This window comes from Niveispirillum sp. KHB5.9, from assembly GCF_048066115.1.
Classification (GTDB): Bacteria; Pseudomonadota; Alphaproteobacteria; order Azospirillales; family Azospirillaceae; genus Niveispirillum.
Window position 1 is genome coordinate 144,066 of the sequence record NZ_JBLTYX010000006.1, and the last position, 16,329, is coordinate 160,394.

Sequence of the window (16,329 nt, forward strand, 5' to 3'; positions counted from 1 at the left end):
GTGCATGGACCCATGGCCCTGAAACTTGCCCTGTTCGATTGCGACGGCACGCTGGTCGACAGCCAGCATGCCATCATTGCCGCCATGGAGGTGGGGTTCACCGCCCATGGGCTTGTGCCGCCGCCGGCGCGCGATGTGCGCCGGGTGGTGGGCCTGGAACTGGTGGAGGCCGTGGCGCGGCTGGCCCCGGCGCTGGGCCTTGATGCGCATGAGGCGATATCGGAGGCGTACAAGCAGGCCTTCTATCGCAACCGGCTGGCCGGCACGCATCCGGAACCTTTGTTCGAGGGCACGGTGGCGGCCCTGGACGCGCTGGAGGCGGCGGGGTTCGTGCTGGGTGTGGCCACGGGCAAGAGCCGGCGCGGGCTGGACGCCACCTTGCTGCATCATGGCTTGACGGCGCGGTTCGTCACCTTGCAGACCAGCGACCGCGTGGCGGGCAAGCCCAGCCCCGATATGGTCTATGCCGCCTTGGCCGAAAGCGGGGCGGATGCGGCCAATACCGTGGTCATCGGCGATACAAGCTTCGACATCATGATGGCCCGCAACGCGCGGGTGCGCTCCGTCGGCGTCTCCTGGGGATACCATGAGGGGGCGGAACTGCTGGCCGCGGGGGCCGACCGTCTGGTGCATGATTACGCGGCCCTGCCGGATGCGGTGGCGGGCCTGCTGCACAAGGGTTGATCGGATATGAAGCGCTTCTACAAACAGGTGGCGGTGATAGAGGCCGATGGCGGCTTCTCCGTGGCGCTGGATGCCAAGCCGGTGCGCACCCCGGCCAAGCTGCCCTTCGCCGTGCCCACCCGCGCCCTGGCCGAAGGTATCGCGGCGGAATGGGAAGCGCAGGGCGACGAGGTGAAGCCCGCCACCATGCCCCTGACCCAGCTGGCCAGCACCAGCATCGACGGGGTGCGCGGACGCCTGGATGCGGTGGCGGAAGCGTCGGCCGTTTATGGCGAGAGCGAGCTGGTCTGTTACCGCGCGGACGAGCCGGATGAACTGGTGGAGCGGCAAGCCAGGCTGTGGAACCCGCTGCTGGACTGGGCCGCGCGCCGCTATGACGCGCAGTTGCTGGTCACCAGCGGCATCATCCATCGTGCCCAGCCGACCGATGCACTGAAGGCGATGCGGGCGGGGGTGGATGAGCTGGATGAATGGCGGCTGACGGCGCTGCAGAACGTTATCGGCATCACCGGATCGCTGCTGGTCTCGCTGGCCCTGGTCGATGGGCATCTGACGGCGGAACAGGCGTTCGATCTGGCGCAGCTGGACGAGAATTTCCAGATCGAGAAATGGGGCGAGGATTACGAGGCGGCCGATCGCCGCGCCATCCAGCGCGCCGATCTGGCCCATACCGTGCGCTTCCTGGAATTGCTGCGCTGAAGCATCGATTGTTGCGATACGCGGGCCTGCAACCCGCGTTTCCAGCCGTCGCCAAACCTGTTACACATCCCTGCAACAAAAGGCGCGCAAGCGCGGTGGGGAGGAAAGACGGGGATGGCGAAGGGTGACGGTCGCGCCGTACTGGCGCGCACGGGCGATGCTTATGGCGCGGCGCTGACGGCTCTGCAGCGCCGGTTGGGTGTGGCGGGGATCGATGTTGCAGCCCTGCGGCCCCTGGTCGAGGGCGGGCTGGACGCGGAAAAGCGCGAGGCCCTGGCCGCCGCCTTCCGGGCATCGGGCCAGTCGCCGGCCAGTGCCGCCGCCGCCTTCGCCACGGCGCAGGCGGAATTGTCGGCCGCCCTGGTCGCCTCCTCCCGCTGGCGTACGGCCGCCGCCGTCGACGGGGTGCGGTTGCTGGGCATGCTGCTGTCCGATGCGCTGGCCGCCTTGCTGGCCCCGCCGCCCGTTGTCGAGGGCAGGAAGGTGCCCGACCTGCCCGGCTTCGTCACCAACCTGATGGACCGCACGGTCGACACCGCCACCGCCATCAACGACGCCTCCATCGCCAATGCCGAGATGGTGGGGCAGTTGCGGGCCGTGGATGGCCAGGCCCAAGCCATCGCCGCCGCCACCGAACAGACAGTGGCCGGCGTGCACGAGATTTCCATGCGCAGCCAGGAGGTGGCGCAACTGGCGGCCGAGGCGCATGACGTGGCCGAAAGCGGGCGCGAGGCCGTGGGGCATGCGGTGCGCGGCATGGATGCAATCGCCCATGCCGTGGCCGACAGCGTGTCGCGCGTGTCGGAACTGTCCGACGCGTCGGACCGTATCCAGGACATCCTGGCCAGCATCGAGGCCATCGCCGCCCAGACCAACCTGCTGGCCCTGAACGCCACGATCGAGGCGGCACGGGCCGGTGAAGCCGGCAAGGGCTTCGCCGTGGTGGCGGGCGAGGTGAAGAACCTGGCCAGCCAGACGGGCCGGGCGACGGAAGATATCCGTTCCCGGCTGGCGCACCTGCGCACCGAGATGGGGGCCATCGTCGGCTCCATGCAGGAAGGCACGCGCGCCGTGGCCTCGGGCCAGGAACAGATGCGCGAAGTGTCGGCCCGCATCGACGACGTGACGGCGCGGGTGGACACCACCACCGAGCGCATGGCGGAAATCGCATCGATCCTGCAGCAGCAGACGGCAGCCGCGCAGGAGGTGAAGCAGGGCGTCACCGACATCGCCACCCGCGCCGCCAGCAACAGCAAAGCCATCCTGCGCAGCGTGGAGGCCACCAAGGGCGTGGAATCGCTGCTGGGCCGTCAGCTGTCCGACCTGATGAAGCAGGACATCCCCAACAAGATCGTGAAGATCGCCAAGGTCGACCACGTCCTGTGGAAGAAGAAGCTGGCCGACATGGTGGTGGGCCTGCAGACCCTGAAGGTCGAGGATCTGGTCCGTCACGATGCCTGCCGCCTGGGCAAATGGTATTACGGCGCCGGATCGCTGCCGATGCGCAACCACCCGGCCTTCGCGGGCCTGGAGGTACCGCACCGGTCGGTGCATGAATATGGCATCCGGGCGGTTGAACTGTTCAATCAAGGCGACAAGGACGGTGCCAACCGGGAAATCGCCCTGGTGGTGGAGGCGGCGGAACGGGTCGTGGCGCAGCTTGACCGGCTGCAGAACGAGCCGATGCCGGCGGAGAAGGCGACGGCGGGGTTCTGAACCCGTAGGTCAGGTCGAGCCGCAGGCGAGCCCTGACGGCAAAAGCCGAAGTCTTTCTGTCAGGGCTCGGCTTCGCCTCGACCTGACCTACGATCGGGGCGCAGATCCAGCACATAGGCCAGCGTCACGCCCATCCGTTCCACGCGCAGCAACTCGCGGCCCGGTGGCACCGGACCGCAATTGCCACGGGTGAAGGCCAGATAGAAATCGGCCTTGCCCTGGCCATCAGCCGGGGCCTTCCAGGTGGGCGGCAGGAAGTGCAGGGCGCTGTCATGCGGGCCGCAGATGCGCACGCGATAGGGATGGGCGATGGCGCCGCCACCTTCTTCCGATACGATGCGGTTGCGCAGGCGCTCGGCCGCTTCCGACAGGGGGCTGCCCCAGTAATCCAGTTCGAACCGCCCCTCCGCCCCGCTGACCCCGCCGGCCAGGGCATTGTACCAGATGGCCTGGTAGGGGTGCAGGCGGGCCATGGTCAGGCACTGCCAGCCCATCCACAGCACCAGCAGGGCCGCCGCGATCCGCGTGGCCTCGGGCAGGCGTTCGATCACGGCGGGGCTGCGCAGCCTTTCCGCCAGCCGGTCCAGCCCGATGCCCGCCGCCACCGACAAGGGCGGCAGCAGGAACAGCATATGGCGGATGCCGTCATAAAGCACGGCACCGGTGACGATGACGATCAGCGGCGGCAGCAGGATCGCGGCGGCCAGCCCCACCCGTTCGGGCAGCAGCGACAGCGGGTGGCGAAGGGCGCGGATGGCCATGTAGGCGGCGATGCCCAGGCCCAGCAGCGTGACCTCCGGCAGCTTCACCCCGAAGGCCACGGGCACATACCACCAGGGCAGGTCGGTGGTCACCAGGGTCTGGCCGGCGAAGGGGAAGCTGAAGGACAGCGGGAAATGCGAGAATCCGGCCAGCGCCTCCAGCGGGCGTGAGAACGGTTCCACCTGCGCCCAGGGCCAGCAGGCCAGCATGATCAGCCAGGCCAGGGCGAAGGCCGGGATCAGGCGGGCAGCCGCGGTGACCCCCTCCCACAGGGCTGTCGCCGGCGGGCGCTGGCGCAAACGCAGGGCCAGCCAATAGAGGCACGCGATGCCCAGCGAGCCGATCAGCACCACCCCGCCCACACGTATGCCCAGCGCCGCCCCGAAGGCGAAGCCATAGGCCAGCAGGGTCCCGGCCTTCTGCCGCGGCAGGTCGCGGATCAGGCGGATCTGGAACAGGGCCATCCAGGCGGCGGCCGTGGCGAAGGGTACATCCTTGGGATTGGCGAAGGCCTGTCCCATCCATTCCGGGGTCAGCAGCAACAGGATGACGGCCAGCGCCCCGGCACGCGGGCCGGCCAGCATGCGGGCCTGGGCGCGCACCGCCGCCAGCCCGGCCACCCCCACCAGGCCGCCGATCAGGCGCCGTGTCTCATAAGCATCGAACGGGAACAGGGCGCCAGCGGCGGCCGTCACCGTGTCATAGAGCGCGCCATAGAGATAAAGGTTCTGGAAACCCAGCACCCGCTGGTCCTCGCCCAGCGACAGGTACCAGTCCAGGGCCCGCCATCCGTTCTCCAGATGCAGCGGCTCGTCCCAGGTGATGCCGTAATGCTTGAATGTGGCGGCCACGAACAGCAATGCCACGGCCAGCGCCGCCTGCGCCACGCCGTCCCAGAACGGCGCGGTGCCCGCCTGCTGTGTCAGGGAAGTGCCCATGGCGCCGATCAGTTCGTCCCGCTGCTGCGCCGGTCGGGCAGGGCGGCGGGAAGAGGGGCAGGCGCATGGTGATGATGGCGATGGTCGGTCCGCACCTCCTCAACCCCAGCGGCAACGGCGAATCCCACGCTGTCGGCCACGAGATAGAGCGGGCGTCCCTTCACCTCGGTAAAGACGCGGCCCAGATAATCGCCCAGCACGCCCAGGCAGATCAGTTGCACGCCGCCGATGAACAGGGTGGCCACCATCAGCGAGGCATAGCCCGGCACGTCGATGCCGAAGATCATCGTCTTCAGCAGGATGACCGCCCCATACAGCACGGCCACGGCGGCCACCGCCAGACCCAGCCAGGACCAGACGCGCAGGGGCAGGGTGGAGAAGGAGACGATGCCGTCCATGGCGAAGCGGAACAGCTTCCAGGTGCTGAAGGTGGAGGTGCCGGCATGGCGCTCCGCCGTGTCGAACGGTACGGCCACCTGACGGAACCCGACCCAGCTATAAAGTCCCTTCATGAAGCGCGTGCGCTCGCCCATCAGGTTCAACGAGTCGACCACCGCGCGGTCCATCAGACGGAAGTCGCCGGCATCGCGCGGCAGCGGCACTTCCGACATCGCGTCCAGCATCTTGTAGAAACGGCGGGTCAGGAAGCGGCGCAAGGGCGGGTCGGTGTCGCGCGAACGGCGTACACCGAACACCACCTGGGCGCCCGCCTGCCAATGGGCATAGAACTCCTCGATGACTTCCGGCGGATGCTGCAGGTCACTGTCCATAAGCACTACGGCCCGGCCCGACGCATGGCGCAGACCGGCGGTCATGGCCATTTCCTTGCCGAAATTGCGGCTGAACCGCACCAGGCGGATACGCGGGTTGGCGGCATGCACCGCCGTCAGCCGGGCCCAGGTATCGTCGCGCGAACCATCATCCACGCACACCACCTCATACGGCACGCCAAGCCGCTCCAGCACGGGTTGCAGCCGTGCGAACAGGGCGTCGATATTGTCCGCCTCGTTATGCATGGGCAGCACGACGGACAGCACCGTGGCCTCGGTCAGGGGGCGCAGGGTGGTGGGTGTCTTGGACGGGTCGGTGTGGGTGGGCGACGACATGACGTGTCCTTGGGCAAAGGCGCGCGACGGGGTCGTTGACACGGGGGGCGCCGGCTCCGTCGCAGCATGCGCGGACACTAAGCCTTTGCCGTCGGAACCGCCACCCAACCGGAGGGTTATAGGCCCCGCCGGCGGCACCGGTCCGCGCCATACTCCACCTGTCCGGTCGATATAGCGCATCCACACCGGTTTTCCAATGGGGCGCCATGAGTGGGGCGGAAGGTCTATATCCATCCGGCTCCGACTAAAGAGAACGGGACTTGGGCGGCTCCCGCCACAATCATGACACCGTCGGGGTAAAGATTTCCTAAATCACGAACGAGGAAATCCTCGACGACAAGTCGATCCGAACTCGGGTCAGACCATTAATAGGTCGGATATCGTTCTATATTCGACAATGGTCTCGCAGAACTTACGTCTCATCTGGACGAAGGAGATGAACATGGCTATCAGCATCACCGGCATCACCACCGCTTCTGCCCGCCCCGATCTGGCCCGCCAGGTGGCAGCCGAGCGCGAATATCTTCGCCGCTATGCGCTGGGCCTGTGCCGCGACGGCGCCCAGGCCGACGATCTGGCCCAGGAATGCATGGAGCGCGCCCTGACCCGCCTGCATCTGTGGGAAGAAGGCACCAACCTGCGGGCCTGGCTGTCCACCATGCTGCGCAACCTGCATATCAACGGCCTGCGCCGCAACCGCAACCATGTCGCCCTGGATGATTGCGACGGTGCGGAACTGGGTGGGGCTCCGGCCCGCCAGATGGGCCGCATGCAGATCCGCGACCTGCGCCGCGCCATGGCCCGGCTGCCGTCCGATCAGCGTGACATGGTGGTGATGGTGGCGCTGCGCGGCGTCAGCTACGAACAGGCCGCCCGCGACGCCAATGTTTCCGTCGGCACGGTGAAGTCCCGCCTGTCGCGGGCCCGTGGCACGCTGCGCCGCCTGATGGATGGCGAGGTTGAAGGCCGGGCTTGATTATAGTGTTCCCTCAGGCGCCGGGCGCCCACTCCGTGGGCTTGGCTTGCGCGGCATGTGCCGCGGGCCGGGGCAGTCACCGGCTTGTATACTTGTATATTAGGTGTTCCTCAAGCGCCGGGCGGGCGCATCCGCGCCCCTGGTTTATGCCGCTACCAAGCGGCGGGCCGGCAGTCGCCGGCCGCCAACGGTCACGGAAAATGACCGTTGGCAGGACAGCTTGAATTTACGAAGCCGACGGTCGGCCGCGACGGCGCTTCTTCCGCTGGACAGCGGGGGCCGCCACCGGCACCGGGGTGATGCATCGCTGCAGGCCCTGATAGGCTAGGCGGATGACGCCCGTGAGCTGTTCCGGTCCAACTGGGTTTGCCTGGGCATAGGACGTCACGATCTTTGCGGCCAGCTGGCGCAACTCGTTGGTTGGCGCGTCGGTCATTGGGTTTCCTCCCGCCCTCTGTCTGGTGGGATGAGTTTGGAACCCAACCGATCGGAAAGTCTATTTAACGCAAAGCCTAGACACGCAAACGTTGGGCCTATGCCCTTTGTCGGGTGGGGTGGGTATAAGATCACCCACCCCTTGCAACAATCCGATCAGAACTGGTCATCCGACAGGGCGTTGACGGCGCGATGGCCGTCGGTCACCACCTTCAGCAGGCCGCGCGCCTGGGGCAGGATCTGGTCGGCATAGAAACGGCCGGTGATGATCTTGGCGTCCAGGAACTTGGCATCGGCACCGGGCTGACGCAGCAGGCCGTTGGCGGCGATCATCGCCTTGGCGGTCAGATAGCCGCCGATGGTGACGCCGAACATGCGCAGATAGTTCACCGCGCCCGACGCCACAGCCGTCAGATCGCCCTTGCCGGTTGCCACCACCCACTTGGTCGCCGTTTCCACGGCGTCAATGGCATCGGTCAGGCCCGCACCCATGGTGGCCATATCATCACCCGGCTGGGCGGCGATGGCGGACGCCGTTTCCCGCATTTCCGCGATCAGGGCAAAGGCGGCAGTGCCGCCATCACGCAGCACCTTGCGGAAGGCCAAGTCGTTGGCCTGGATGCCGTTCGTGCCCTCGTAGATGGGGGCGATGCGGGCATCGCGGTAATGCTGGGCGGCTCCCGTTTCCTCGATGAAGCCCATGCCGCCATGGATCTGCACGCCCAGGCTGGTCAGTTCCACGCCCAGATCGGTGCACCAGGCCTTGGTGATGGGGGTCAGCAGATCGTTCAGCGCGTTGGCGGCCTTGGCGGCATCGGCGTCCGGATTGCTGTGGGCATTGTCCAGGGCCGAGGCGGTGAAATAGACCAGGGCACGCGCCGCCTCGATCTGCGACTTCATGGCCATCAGCATACGGCGCACGTCGGGATGCTTGATGATGGCGACGGGGGCGGGGTCCTTGCCGGTCAGGGCGCGGGACTGCACCCGGCCCTTGGCATAGTCCACCGCCTGCTGATAGGCGCGTTCGGCAATGGACATGCCCTGAAGGCCAACGCCCAGGCGGGCATTGTTCATCATGGTGAACATGTATTCGATGCCGCGATTCTCCTCGCCCACCAGGAAGCCCACCGCGCCGCCATTGTCGCCGAAGGCCATGACGGCCGTCGGGCTGGCATGGATGCCCATCTTGTGCTCCAGCCCGGCGCAGCGCAGGTCGTTGCGGGCACCCAGGCTGCCATCCTCGTTCACCATGAACTTGGGCACCACGAACAGGCTGATGCCCTTCACACCGGCCGGGGCCGTGGGGGTGCGGGCCAGGACCAGATGGACGATATTGTCGGTGAAGTCATGCTCACCATAGGTGATGAAGATCTTCTGCCCGGTGATCAGCCAGGAACCGTCATCCTGCGGAACGGCCCGGGTGCGCACGGCACCCACGTCGGAACCGGCCTGCGGCTCCGTCAGGTTCATGGTGCCGGTCCATTCGCCGCTGATCAGCTTTTCCAGATAGGTGCGCTTCTGCTGCTCCGATCCGTGGGCCTGCAGCAACTCCACCGCCCCCTGGTTCAGCATTGGGCAGAGGGAGAAGGACATGTTGGCGGAGGTCCACATCTCCTGGATCGGCAGGGCGAGCGTCCAGGGCAGGCCCTGGCCGCCATATTCCGGATCGAACGGCACGGCGTTCCAGCCGCCCTCGGCATATTTCAGATAGGCATCCTTGAAGCCGGGGGAGGTGCGCACGACGCCATTATCCAGCTTCGCCCCATTCTGGTCGCCCACGCGGTTCAGCGGCGCCAGCACGTCGCGGGCCAGCTTGCCGGCCTCGTCCAGGACCTGGTCGACCAGGTCCGGAGTCACCACGTCGTAACCAGGCAGGCTCGCCACCTGATCCAGGCCGACCACGTGGGTCAGCGTGAATCGCATATCCTGGAGCGGTGCGTTGTAAGCGGTCATGTCAGGCTTCCTCCCAGCGGATTTATCGGGGACAGGGTCCAGCGCCCGCCCCATTCGTCAAGTCAAAGATCGCGCACGACCGCATGCCGGGCAAGCCCTGGCGGTAGCGACTTCAAGCTTACGTTAACGTAAAAGGGAGGCGCCTGTCATCAGGCTTTGCATGTCACAGGGGTGCGGAAGAGGCTTGGCACGGCGATTGCTTTATTCCCGGCGGAACCAGTACCCTGTGTGGAGTAAAGTGCCGTGACGACCAGCAGCCTCAACCTTCTGAACCAGCAGGCAAGCAGCGCTACCGCCAGCCAGGGCGCGTCGCGCAACGCACCGGCCCATGTCGTCCGCGCCGTCCAGCAGGCCAGCGACGCCACCGGGGTCGATTTTGCCTATCTGATGGATAAGGCGGGGGTTGAAAGCGGCTATCGCACGGACATCAAGGCATCGACCAGCAGCGCCACCGGCCTGTTCCAGTTCACCGAGGGCACTTGGCTGAACATGGTAGAACAGCATGGGGCCAAGTATGGGCTGGGTGTCTATGCCGACAAGATCAACAATGGTTCCGTCTCCGATCCCGCCACGCGCAAGGAAATCTTGAACCTGCGCAAGGACCCGCGCCTGTCGGCGATCTTCGCGGCCGAACTGGCCAATGACAACAAGAGCTATCTGGAGAACGAGTTGGGCCGGCCGGTGGGTAATACCGAGCTGTACATGGCCCATTTCCTGGGCGCCGGCGGGGCCGCCAAGTTCCTGAAGGCCATGGACAAGAACCCCAACCAGCCGGCCGCCTCCTTGCTGCCCGATGCGGCCAAGGCCAATCTGAACGTCTTCTATGACGGCACGCGGCCCAAGTCGGTGGGCCAGATCTTCGACCGGTTCGCCGCCAAGTTCGATGATGCCCCGGCACAATTTGCCGGTTCCACCACGCTGGGCACGGTGCAGGCGGCAGATACGTCATCCCAGCCCTGGCTGACCGGTACCCGTTCCGCCGCCACCGGCAAGGAACCGATCTCCACCTTCACCATCATGATGCTGGACAGCCTAGCCCTGCCATCATCGGACGAGGATGAGAAGGAGCGCAGCACCGGTTCCGGCGCCCGCGACAGCGATGGTGAGGAACAGGCCAAGGGCCACGTCAATAACGGCTATGGAATGAAGATCGGCCCCAACCTGTCGTCGGGCAGCCTGATCGCGGCTTAAGCCGCGCCCTCAAACGCCGGGCGCCGCCATCCGGCGGCTTGGCTTACGCGGCACGTGCCGCGCGGCGGCGGTCGCCGCCGTACACATGTGAGTTGTTCCCTCAAGCGCCGGGCGCCCACATCCGTGGGCTTGGCTTACGCGGCACGTGCCGCACGGCGGCGATCGCCGCCGTACCAGCGCACGATGATCATCACGCGCCGGTCTCTTGCCTATACCGCTCGGCTGCCGCCACCGAACAGGATGCCGGAACCCAGCACGAAGCCGAAATCGTACCAGAGCCCGTCATTGGGATAGGCGTACATACGCATGTCTAGGATCAGGCTGCCCAGGAAGGTGAAGGGCGCCAGGAACCCATGGATCAGGCCCCAGAGGATGCCCGGCAGCGGCTGTACCGCCGTGGGGGCCGGCTGGTTGGCGCAAGCCGTGACGCAGACGGCCAGCAGCAGCAGCATGCCGGCGCGTGCGATATTCTTCCGTGTCTGTTGGTTCATGGGGCCTCCGGTTGAATCTTGCTCATTCCCTCAGTCGCCGGGCGCCGCCATCCGGCGGCTTGGCTCACGGCGCACGAGCGCCGGGGCGGCAGTCGCCGGCCTCGGCCCGAGCCCAAGGTCTCGTGCCGTTAGTATAATGCCTGGAAACGGCCGGTGGTTCACTGCCGCATGAGAGATTCTGTGGATGGGGCAGGGGCCAGAAAAGCAAAACCCCGCCGGAGGTGTCTCCGACGGGGTTCGATATGGTGGCACCGGGGTGATTTGAACACCCGACCAAGGGCTTATGAGTCCCCTGCTCTACCGCTGAGCTACGGTGCCGAAACCGGTCCGTCCGGGTGGTCCCGAACGGGAGCCGCTATTTATGAAACTGCGCCCGCTCTGTCAACACCTGTTTTCAAAAATCCTCGTCGCGCAGAAGGTGGCGTTTCAACTGGGCGCGATAGCGGCCCATGCGGGTGCCGTCATGGCCCGGCCAGCCGGCGCGGAGCGCCGATTGTTCCGCGTCGCGCTCGGTCGCGGCCCAGCAGGACAGTTCGGTCTCCTTGCCGGCATCATTGCGCCAGCGGAAGATGAAGAGCTTGGGTTCGGGCGGCGACATGGGGCGGGGCACCTGTGGCGGCTTGGGTCCGGGGCAGAGGATGCGGGCACGCGGCAATTCTGTCCACCCTGTCCATTTATGGTGGCAGTGGGGCGTATCGGCCACAAGACTTTGGGGGTGGTGGCGCTGTAGGATGCAGCCATCTCCCCCTTGCCGGTCCGCCTGCCATGTTGCGATTGCTGCTGACGCCGCTCCGCTGGTTTTTCCGCTTCATCCTCTATGCCAGCGTCATCACCGCCTTGCTGGTGCTGCTGGCGCCGTTCGCCTTCGATATTCCGGGCCGGGCGGAAAGGGCGCTGGCCAGCATGAATGACGGTTCCATGCGGGGCATCCGGGTGCGCGCGGAACCGGAATCGGTCAGCGGCTTTCCGCCGGAACTGGAGATCCGCGACCTGCGGGTGACGGTGGGTGGCGGGAGCGGTGCTGCGGGCGCCACCGCCACGGCAATGACGGCGGCCAAGGTGCGCGTCGGCATCAACCTGATGGAAAGCGTGCTGCGCGGGCGCGTGGTGCTGGTGGCCATGGTGGAGAACCCGGTCATCTATGCCAACCAGCCCCTGAACCTGGGCGCCATCGCCACGGCCATGGGCGTTGCAACCGGCCTTTACACCCAGATCCAGCTGATCGGCGGGGAAGTGATCAATCCCGGCAGCCGCACTGTCGTGGCCCTGGGTGACGACACGCTGACCAACATCAATTCCCGCTCCAGCGACGACCAGCAGGTGGCGGAGGTCGTGGCCCAGGATGACAAGGGTGCCACTTCAGGCCTGGGCGGCGGCGGTGGGGCGGGCACCGGTGCGGGTGCCACGGCGGCGGGAGTGGGCGCCGGCGTCGTGCCGGGCGTTGTGGCCGGCGTGGCCGCAGGTGTTGGCGGTGTGGTGACCGGCTCCGGTGGTCGTGGTGGCGGCCGTGGACCCGGCGGCGGCGATCCGGGAGGTGGCACCAATCCAGGCGGCGGTGACCCCGGCGGTGGGACGAATCCCGGCGGCGGTGGCACGCCCGGTGGCGGTGGGGAAATCCCCGGCGGCGGTATACCAGGAGGCGGCATTCCCGGAGGAGGTGGAATACCGGGCGGTGGGGGTATTCCGGGTGGGGGAACAAATCCCGGCGGCGGTATCGATCCGGGCGGTGGTACGAACCCTGGCGGCGGCACCAATCCGGGTGGCGGTACGAACCCCGGCGGTGGGACCAATCCGGGCGGCGGTACGAACCCCGGCGGTGGGACCGATCCGGGTGGCGGTACGAACCCCGGCGGTGGCACCAATCCGGGCGGCGGTACGAACCCCGGCGGCGGTACGAACCCCGGCGGTGGCACCAATCCGGGCGGCGGTACGAACCCCGGCGGTGGCACCAATCCGGGCGGCGGTACGAACCCCGGCGGTGGCACCAATCCGGGCGGTGGTACGAACCCTGGCGGCGGCACCAATCCGGGTGGCGGTACGAACCCTGGCGGCGGCACCAATCCGGGTGGCGGTACGAACCCTGGCGGCGGCACCAATCCGGGCGGCGGTACGAACCCCGGCGGCGGCACCAATCCGGGCGGCGGTACGAACCCCGGCGGTGGGACAAACCCTGGCGGTGGAACGAACCCCGGCGGTGGTGGCACGGGGCCCGGCGGCGGGACCAATCCGCCAATGTGTACCTGCCCCTGTGGCTTCTGATGATTGGCGGGCGGTCTTTCAGGCCGCCCGCTGCCGGCTGGCGGCACGATCCAGGAACAGGCAGAGCGCCACCACCGGAATGCCGATGGCGGCCGTGCCGGCGAAGAACAGGGCATAGGCCCCCATCTGCCCGGCCACGGGTTCCAGCCCCTGCACCATCTGTCCGGAGAAGCCCTTCAGCACCTTGCCCAGCACAGTATAAAGCGATGACAGCAGGGCATATTGCGTGGCGGTATAGCCCAGGCTGGTCAGGCTGGACATATAGGCGGTCAGCGCCACGCCGGCGAAGCCGGTGGCGATGTTGTCGACGATGATGGCCGCCGTGAACACGCCGATATCCGGCCCGCTGAACGCCATGACCGAGAAGGCCAGGTTGGAGAAGGGGCCCAGCACGGCCCCCAGCACCAGGGTACGCCGGAAGCCCAGCCGCACCGACGCCAGCCCGCCCAGCGCGATCCCGGCCAGCGAGGCCCAGAGCCCGACAGATGCGCGCACGGCCCCCACCACCTCCTTGGTCAGCCCCAGATCGACATAGAACGGGTTGATCATCGGCCCGATCATGAAATCGCCCAGCCGGAAGGTCATCACCACCAGCAGCATCAGGATCGACAGCGCGCCATAGGTACGCAAAAAGCTGAGCAGCGGCCCGACAATGGCGTCGAACAACCCGACCGGCGTCCAGAGCGGGGCTGCCGAGGCGTCGCCGGCCGGCGCGTGGCGCATCGGTTCCGTGGCCATCAGCGTGGCGACGATGCCCACCGCCATCACCGCACCCGCCACCCCGTAGGAGGATTGCCAGCCGATGCCGGCGGCCAGCAGCAGGATCAGACTGTCGGTGGCTAGCATGGCGGCGCGGTAGCCGGTCTGGTAGGCGGCGGACAGCAGCCCCTGTTCGGCCCCGTCATGGGCACTTTCGATGCGCCAAGCATCGACGACGATATCCTGGGTGGCCGACGCGAAGGCCGCCAGCAGGGCGAAACCACCCAAGACCCAAAGGTCGCCGCCATCCGGCCCCACCGCCGCCATGCCGATCAGGCCGGCACCGACCAGAAGCTGCGACAGCACCATCCAGCCGCGCCGCCGCCCCAGCATCCCCAGGATGGGCGCATCCAGCCGGTCGACCAGCGGCGCCCAGAACATCTTTAGTGAATAGGCCAGCCCGATCCAGGACAGGAACCCGATGGTGGCCAGATCGGCCCCGCCCTCGCGCAGCCAGAAGCCCAGCGTATTGCCGGTCAGCAGGAAGGGCAGGCCCGACGAGAAGCCCAGCAGCAGCATGACTAGCACCTTGCGCTGCCGCAGCGAGCGCAGCACCTGCCGCCAGCCGATGGGGGCCTTTTCGGGAGCCGGGTTCGCTGCGGTGGCCGTCATGGGCGGTCCTGTCTGGGTTGGGGGCGGAAAGGAATGCCCGAGTATAGGCAAGGGCTTGGCGGTCCGCGCGGCCTATTTGCGCACGAACATTGCGCAAAACGCAGGTGGATAGGACTGGAAAATACCCACACCTGCGCTTACAAAGTTCGACCCACCGGTGAAAGCCGATGCTGGGCAACCCATATGCACGATCCCATGACGGGGAAAGAGGCCCCGTGATCGGATGTTGAGAAGGAAGAGGCTGGGTCATGTCTACGGATACGCAGAAGGTGGGGACCGCTGGGCGCTGGACGCCTGACAGCTGGCGCGCCAAGCCGATCCGGCAGGTCCCCTCATATCCCGACGAAACCCGGTTGAAGGCCGCGGAAGCCAAGCTGGCGGCCTATCCGCCGCTGGTTTTTGCGGGCGAGGCGCGGCGGCTGAAGGATCATCTGGGCAAGGTGGCACGCGGGGAGGCATTCCTGCTGCAGGGCGGCGATTGCGCCGAAAGCTTTGCCGAGTTCCATCCCAACAATATCCGCGACACGTTCCGCGTGCTGTTGCAGATGGCCGTGGTGCTGACCTTCGGTGCGGCCACGCCGGTGGTGAAGGTGGGCCGTCTGGCCGGCCAGTTCGCCAAGCCGCGTTCGGCCGATACCGAAGTGATCGAGGGCGTGGAGCTGCCCAGCTATCGCGGCGACATCATCAACGGCTTCGACTTCACGCCCGAGGCGCGCATCCCCGACCCGGACCGCATGGTCCAGGCCTACAACCAGTCGGCCAGCACGCTGAACCTGCTGCGCGCCTTCGCCCAGGGCGGCTATGCCGACCTGCACAAGGTGCACCAGTGGAACCTGGGCTTCGTGGAGAAGAGCCCGCAGGGCGAGCGCTATCAGGATCTGGCCAACCGCCTGGACGAGACCCTGTCCTTCATGGCCGCCTGCGGCATCACCGGCGATACCACCCCGCAGATCCGCGAGACGGAGCTGTTCACCAGCCATGAGGCGCTGCTGCTGCCCTATGAGCAGGCGCTGACCCGCATCGACAGCACCAGCGGCGATTGGTACGACGTGTCGGCTCATATGCTGTGGATCGGCGACCGCACCCGTCAGCATGACGGCGCGCATGTGGAATTCCTGCGCGGGGTGAAGAACCCGATCGGCCTGAAGTGCGGGCCGACCATGGACCCGGATGATCTGATTCGCCTGATCGACATCCTGAACCCGGCGGACGAGGCGGGTCGCCTGACCCTGATCGTGCGCATGGGGTCGGACAAGGTAGCCGACAAGCTGGCCCCGCTGGTGCGCAAGGTGCTGCGCGAGGGAAGGCAGGTCGTCTGGTCCTGCGACCCGATGCATGGCAATACCATCAAATCCTCCACCGGTTACAAGACCCGGCCGTTCGACCGGGTTCTGGGCGAGGTGAAGGGCTTCATGGAGGTCATCCGCGCCGAGGGAGCCCATCCCGGCGGCGTGCATTTCGAGATGACGGGCCAGGACGTGACGGAATGCACGGGTGGGGCCCAGGCCATCACCGACCATGCGCTGGCCCTGCGTTACCATACCGCCTGCGATCCGCGCCTGAATGCCAGCCAGTCGCTGGAACTGGCCTTCCTGATCGCGGAAAGCCTGAAGGCCGTCCGCGACGGCCAGCCGCGCACGCGGGTGGCGGCGGAGTAAATTCGCCGATCACGAAGTGGATTGAGGCAGACCCCTTCGCCCATCGGACGGAGGGGTTTTGCTTTATGGGGCGTTTCCAATCGTTTCCAG

General features: G+C 66.9%; 14 protein-coding genes and 1 tRNA gene. 7 read left to right on the forward strand and 8 right to left on the reverse strand.

Annotation, left to right across the window (positions count from 1 at the left end; genetic code table 11):
* The first annotated feature begins 12 nt into the window (after positions 1 to 12).
* From ACM9HJ_RS12775 to ACM9HJ_RS12785, 3 genes are all read left to right on the forward strand, one after another.
* Positions 13 to 684: an HAD-IA family hydrolase gene (locus tag ACM9HJ_RS12775; protein ID WP_416572117.1), complete on the forward strand. Its 672-nt coding sequence runs from the start codon at positions 13 to 15 to the stop codon at positions 682 to 684.
* Between the two features lie 6 nt (positions 685 to 690).
* A complete protein-coding gene (locus ACM9HJ_RS12780; protein WP_416572118.1) occupies positions 691 to 1,383 on the forward strand; it encodes an ATP12 family chaperone protein in 693 nt (230 codons plus the stop codon).
* 114 nt (positions 1,384 to 1,497) lie between these two features.
* Entirely contained in the window at positions 1,498 to 3,099 is a 1,602-nt protein-coding gene (locus ACM9HJ_RS12785; protein ID WP_416572119.1) for a methyl-accepting chemotaxis protein, read from the forward strand.
* A gap of 59 nt (positions 3,100 to 3,158) precedes the next feature.
* On the opposite strand, the gene ACM9HJ_RS12790 is transcribed toward ACM9HJ_RS12785, so the two are convergent.
* Positions 3,159 to 4,799 carry a hypothetical protein gene (locus ACM9HJ_RS12790; RefSeq protein ID WP_416572120.1) on the reverse strand — a complete coding sequence of 547 codons (1,641 nt, stop codon included), beginning with the start codon at positions 4,797 to 4,799 and terminating at the stop codon, positions 3,159 to 3,161.
* An 8-nt stretch (positions 4,800 to 4,807) separates the two neighbouring features.
* Complete coding sequence (locus tag ACM9HJ_RS12795) at positions 4,808 to 5,905, reverse strand: glycosyltransferase family 2 protein (protein ID WP_416572121.1); 1,098 nt, start codon at positions 5,903 to 5,905, stop codon at positions 4,808 to 4,810.
* 442 nt (positions 5,906 to 6,347) lie between these two features.
* Between ACM9HJ_RS12795 and ACM9HJ_RS12800 the strand changes: the two genes are divergently transcribed.
* A complete protein-coding gene (locus ACM9HJ_RS12800) occupies positions 6,348 to 6,881 on the forward strand; it encodes a sigma-70 family RNA polymerase sigma factor (protein ID WP_416572122.1) in 534 nt (177 codons plus the stop codon).
* Positions 6,882 to 7,107: 226 nt separating this feature from the next.
* Here the strand turns inward: ACM9HJ_RS12800 and ACM9HJ_RS12805 are convergent, their stop codons facing one another.
* Both ACM9HJ_RS12805 and ACM9HJ_RS12810 read right to left on the reverse strand, forming a co-directional pair.
* Complete coding sequence (locus ACM9HJ_RS12805; protein WP_416572123.1) at positions 7,108 to 7,317, reverse strand: hypothetical protein; 210 nt, start codon at positions 7,315 to 7,317, stop codon at positions 7,108 to 7,110.
* Between the two features lie 155 nt (positions 7,318 to 7,472).
* Positions 7,473 to 9,269 (reverse strand): acyl-CoA dehydrogenase, encoded by a 1,797-nt coding sequence (locus ACM9HJ_RS12810; protein ID WP_416572124.1) that lies wholly within the window; start codon positions 9,267 to 9,269, stop codon positions 7,473 to 7,475.
* A 243-nt stretch (positions 9,270 to 9,512) separates the two neighbouring features.
* Between ACM9HJ_RS12810 and ACM9HJ_RS12815 the strand changes: the two genes are divergently transcribed.
* A complete protein-coding gene (locus ACM9HJ_RS12815) occupies positions 9,513 to 10,460 on the forward strand; it encodes a hypothetical protein (RefSeq protein ID WP_416572125.1) in 948 nt (315 codons plus the stop codon).
* A gap of 209 nt (positions 10,461 to 10,669) precedes the next feature.
* Here ACM9HJ_RS12815 and ACM9HJ_RS12820 read toward each other — a convergent pair whose 3' ends face one another.
* The 3 genes from ACM9HJ_RS12820 to ACM9HJ_RS12830 all read right to left on the reverse strand — a co-directional run bounded on the left by ACM9HJ_RS12820 (position 10,670) and on the right by ACM9HJ_RS12830 (position 11,549).
* Positions 10,670 to 10,951, reverse strand: a complete 282-nt coding sequence (locus tag ACM9HJ_RS12820) for a hypothetical protein (protein WP_416572126.1) — start codon at positions 10,949 to 10,951, stop codon at positions 10,670 to 10,672.
* Positions 10,952 to 11,194: 243 nt separating this feature from the next.
* A tRNA-Met gene (locus ACM9HJ_RS12825) sits at positions 11,195 to 11,269 on the reverse strand.
* Positions 11,270 to 11,345: 76 nt separating this feature from the next.
* On the reverse strand, positions 11,346 to 11,549 hold the full coding sequence (locus ACM9HJ_RS12830) for a hypothetical protein (RefSeq protein ID WP_416572127.1): 204 nt from the start codon (positions 11,547 to 11,549) through the stop codon (positions 11,346 to 11,348).
* Between the two features lie 167 nt (positions 11,550 to 11,716).
* Here ACM9HJ_RS12830 and ACM9HJ_RS12835 point away from each other — a divergent pair, with 167 nt between their 5' ends.
* The gene (locus tag ACM9HJ_RS12835; protein ID WP_416572128.1) at positions 11,717 to 13,210 is read left to right on the forward strand and encodes a hypothetical protein; all 1,494 of its coding nucleotides are present in this window, start codon (positions 11,717 to 11,719) and stop codon (positions 13,208 to 13,210) included.
* Between the two features lie 18 nt (positions 13,211 to 13,228).
* Here ACM9HJ_RS12835 and ACM9HJ_RS12840 read toward each other — a convergent pair whose 3' ends face one another.
* Complete coding sequence (locus tag ACM9HJ_RS12840; protein ID WP_416572129.1) at positions 13,229 to 14,581, reverse strand: AmpG family muropeptide MFS transporter; 1,353 nt, start codon at positions 14,579 to 14,581, stop codon at positions 13,229 to 13,231.
* Positions 14,582 to 14,829: 248 nt separating this feature from the next.
* Here ACM9HJ_RS12840 and ACM9HJ_RS12845 point away from each other — a divergent pair, with 248 nt between their 5' ends.
* Positions 14,830 to 16,239 (forward strand): class II 3-deoxy-7-phosphoheptulonate synthase, encoded by a 1,410-nt coding sequence (locus tag ACM9HJ_RS12845; RefSeq protein WP_416572130.1) that lies wholly within the window; start codon positions 14,830 to 14,832, stop codon positions 16,237 to 16,239.
* Positions 16,240 to 16,329 lie beyond the last annotated feature (90 nt).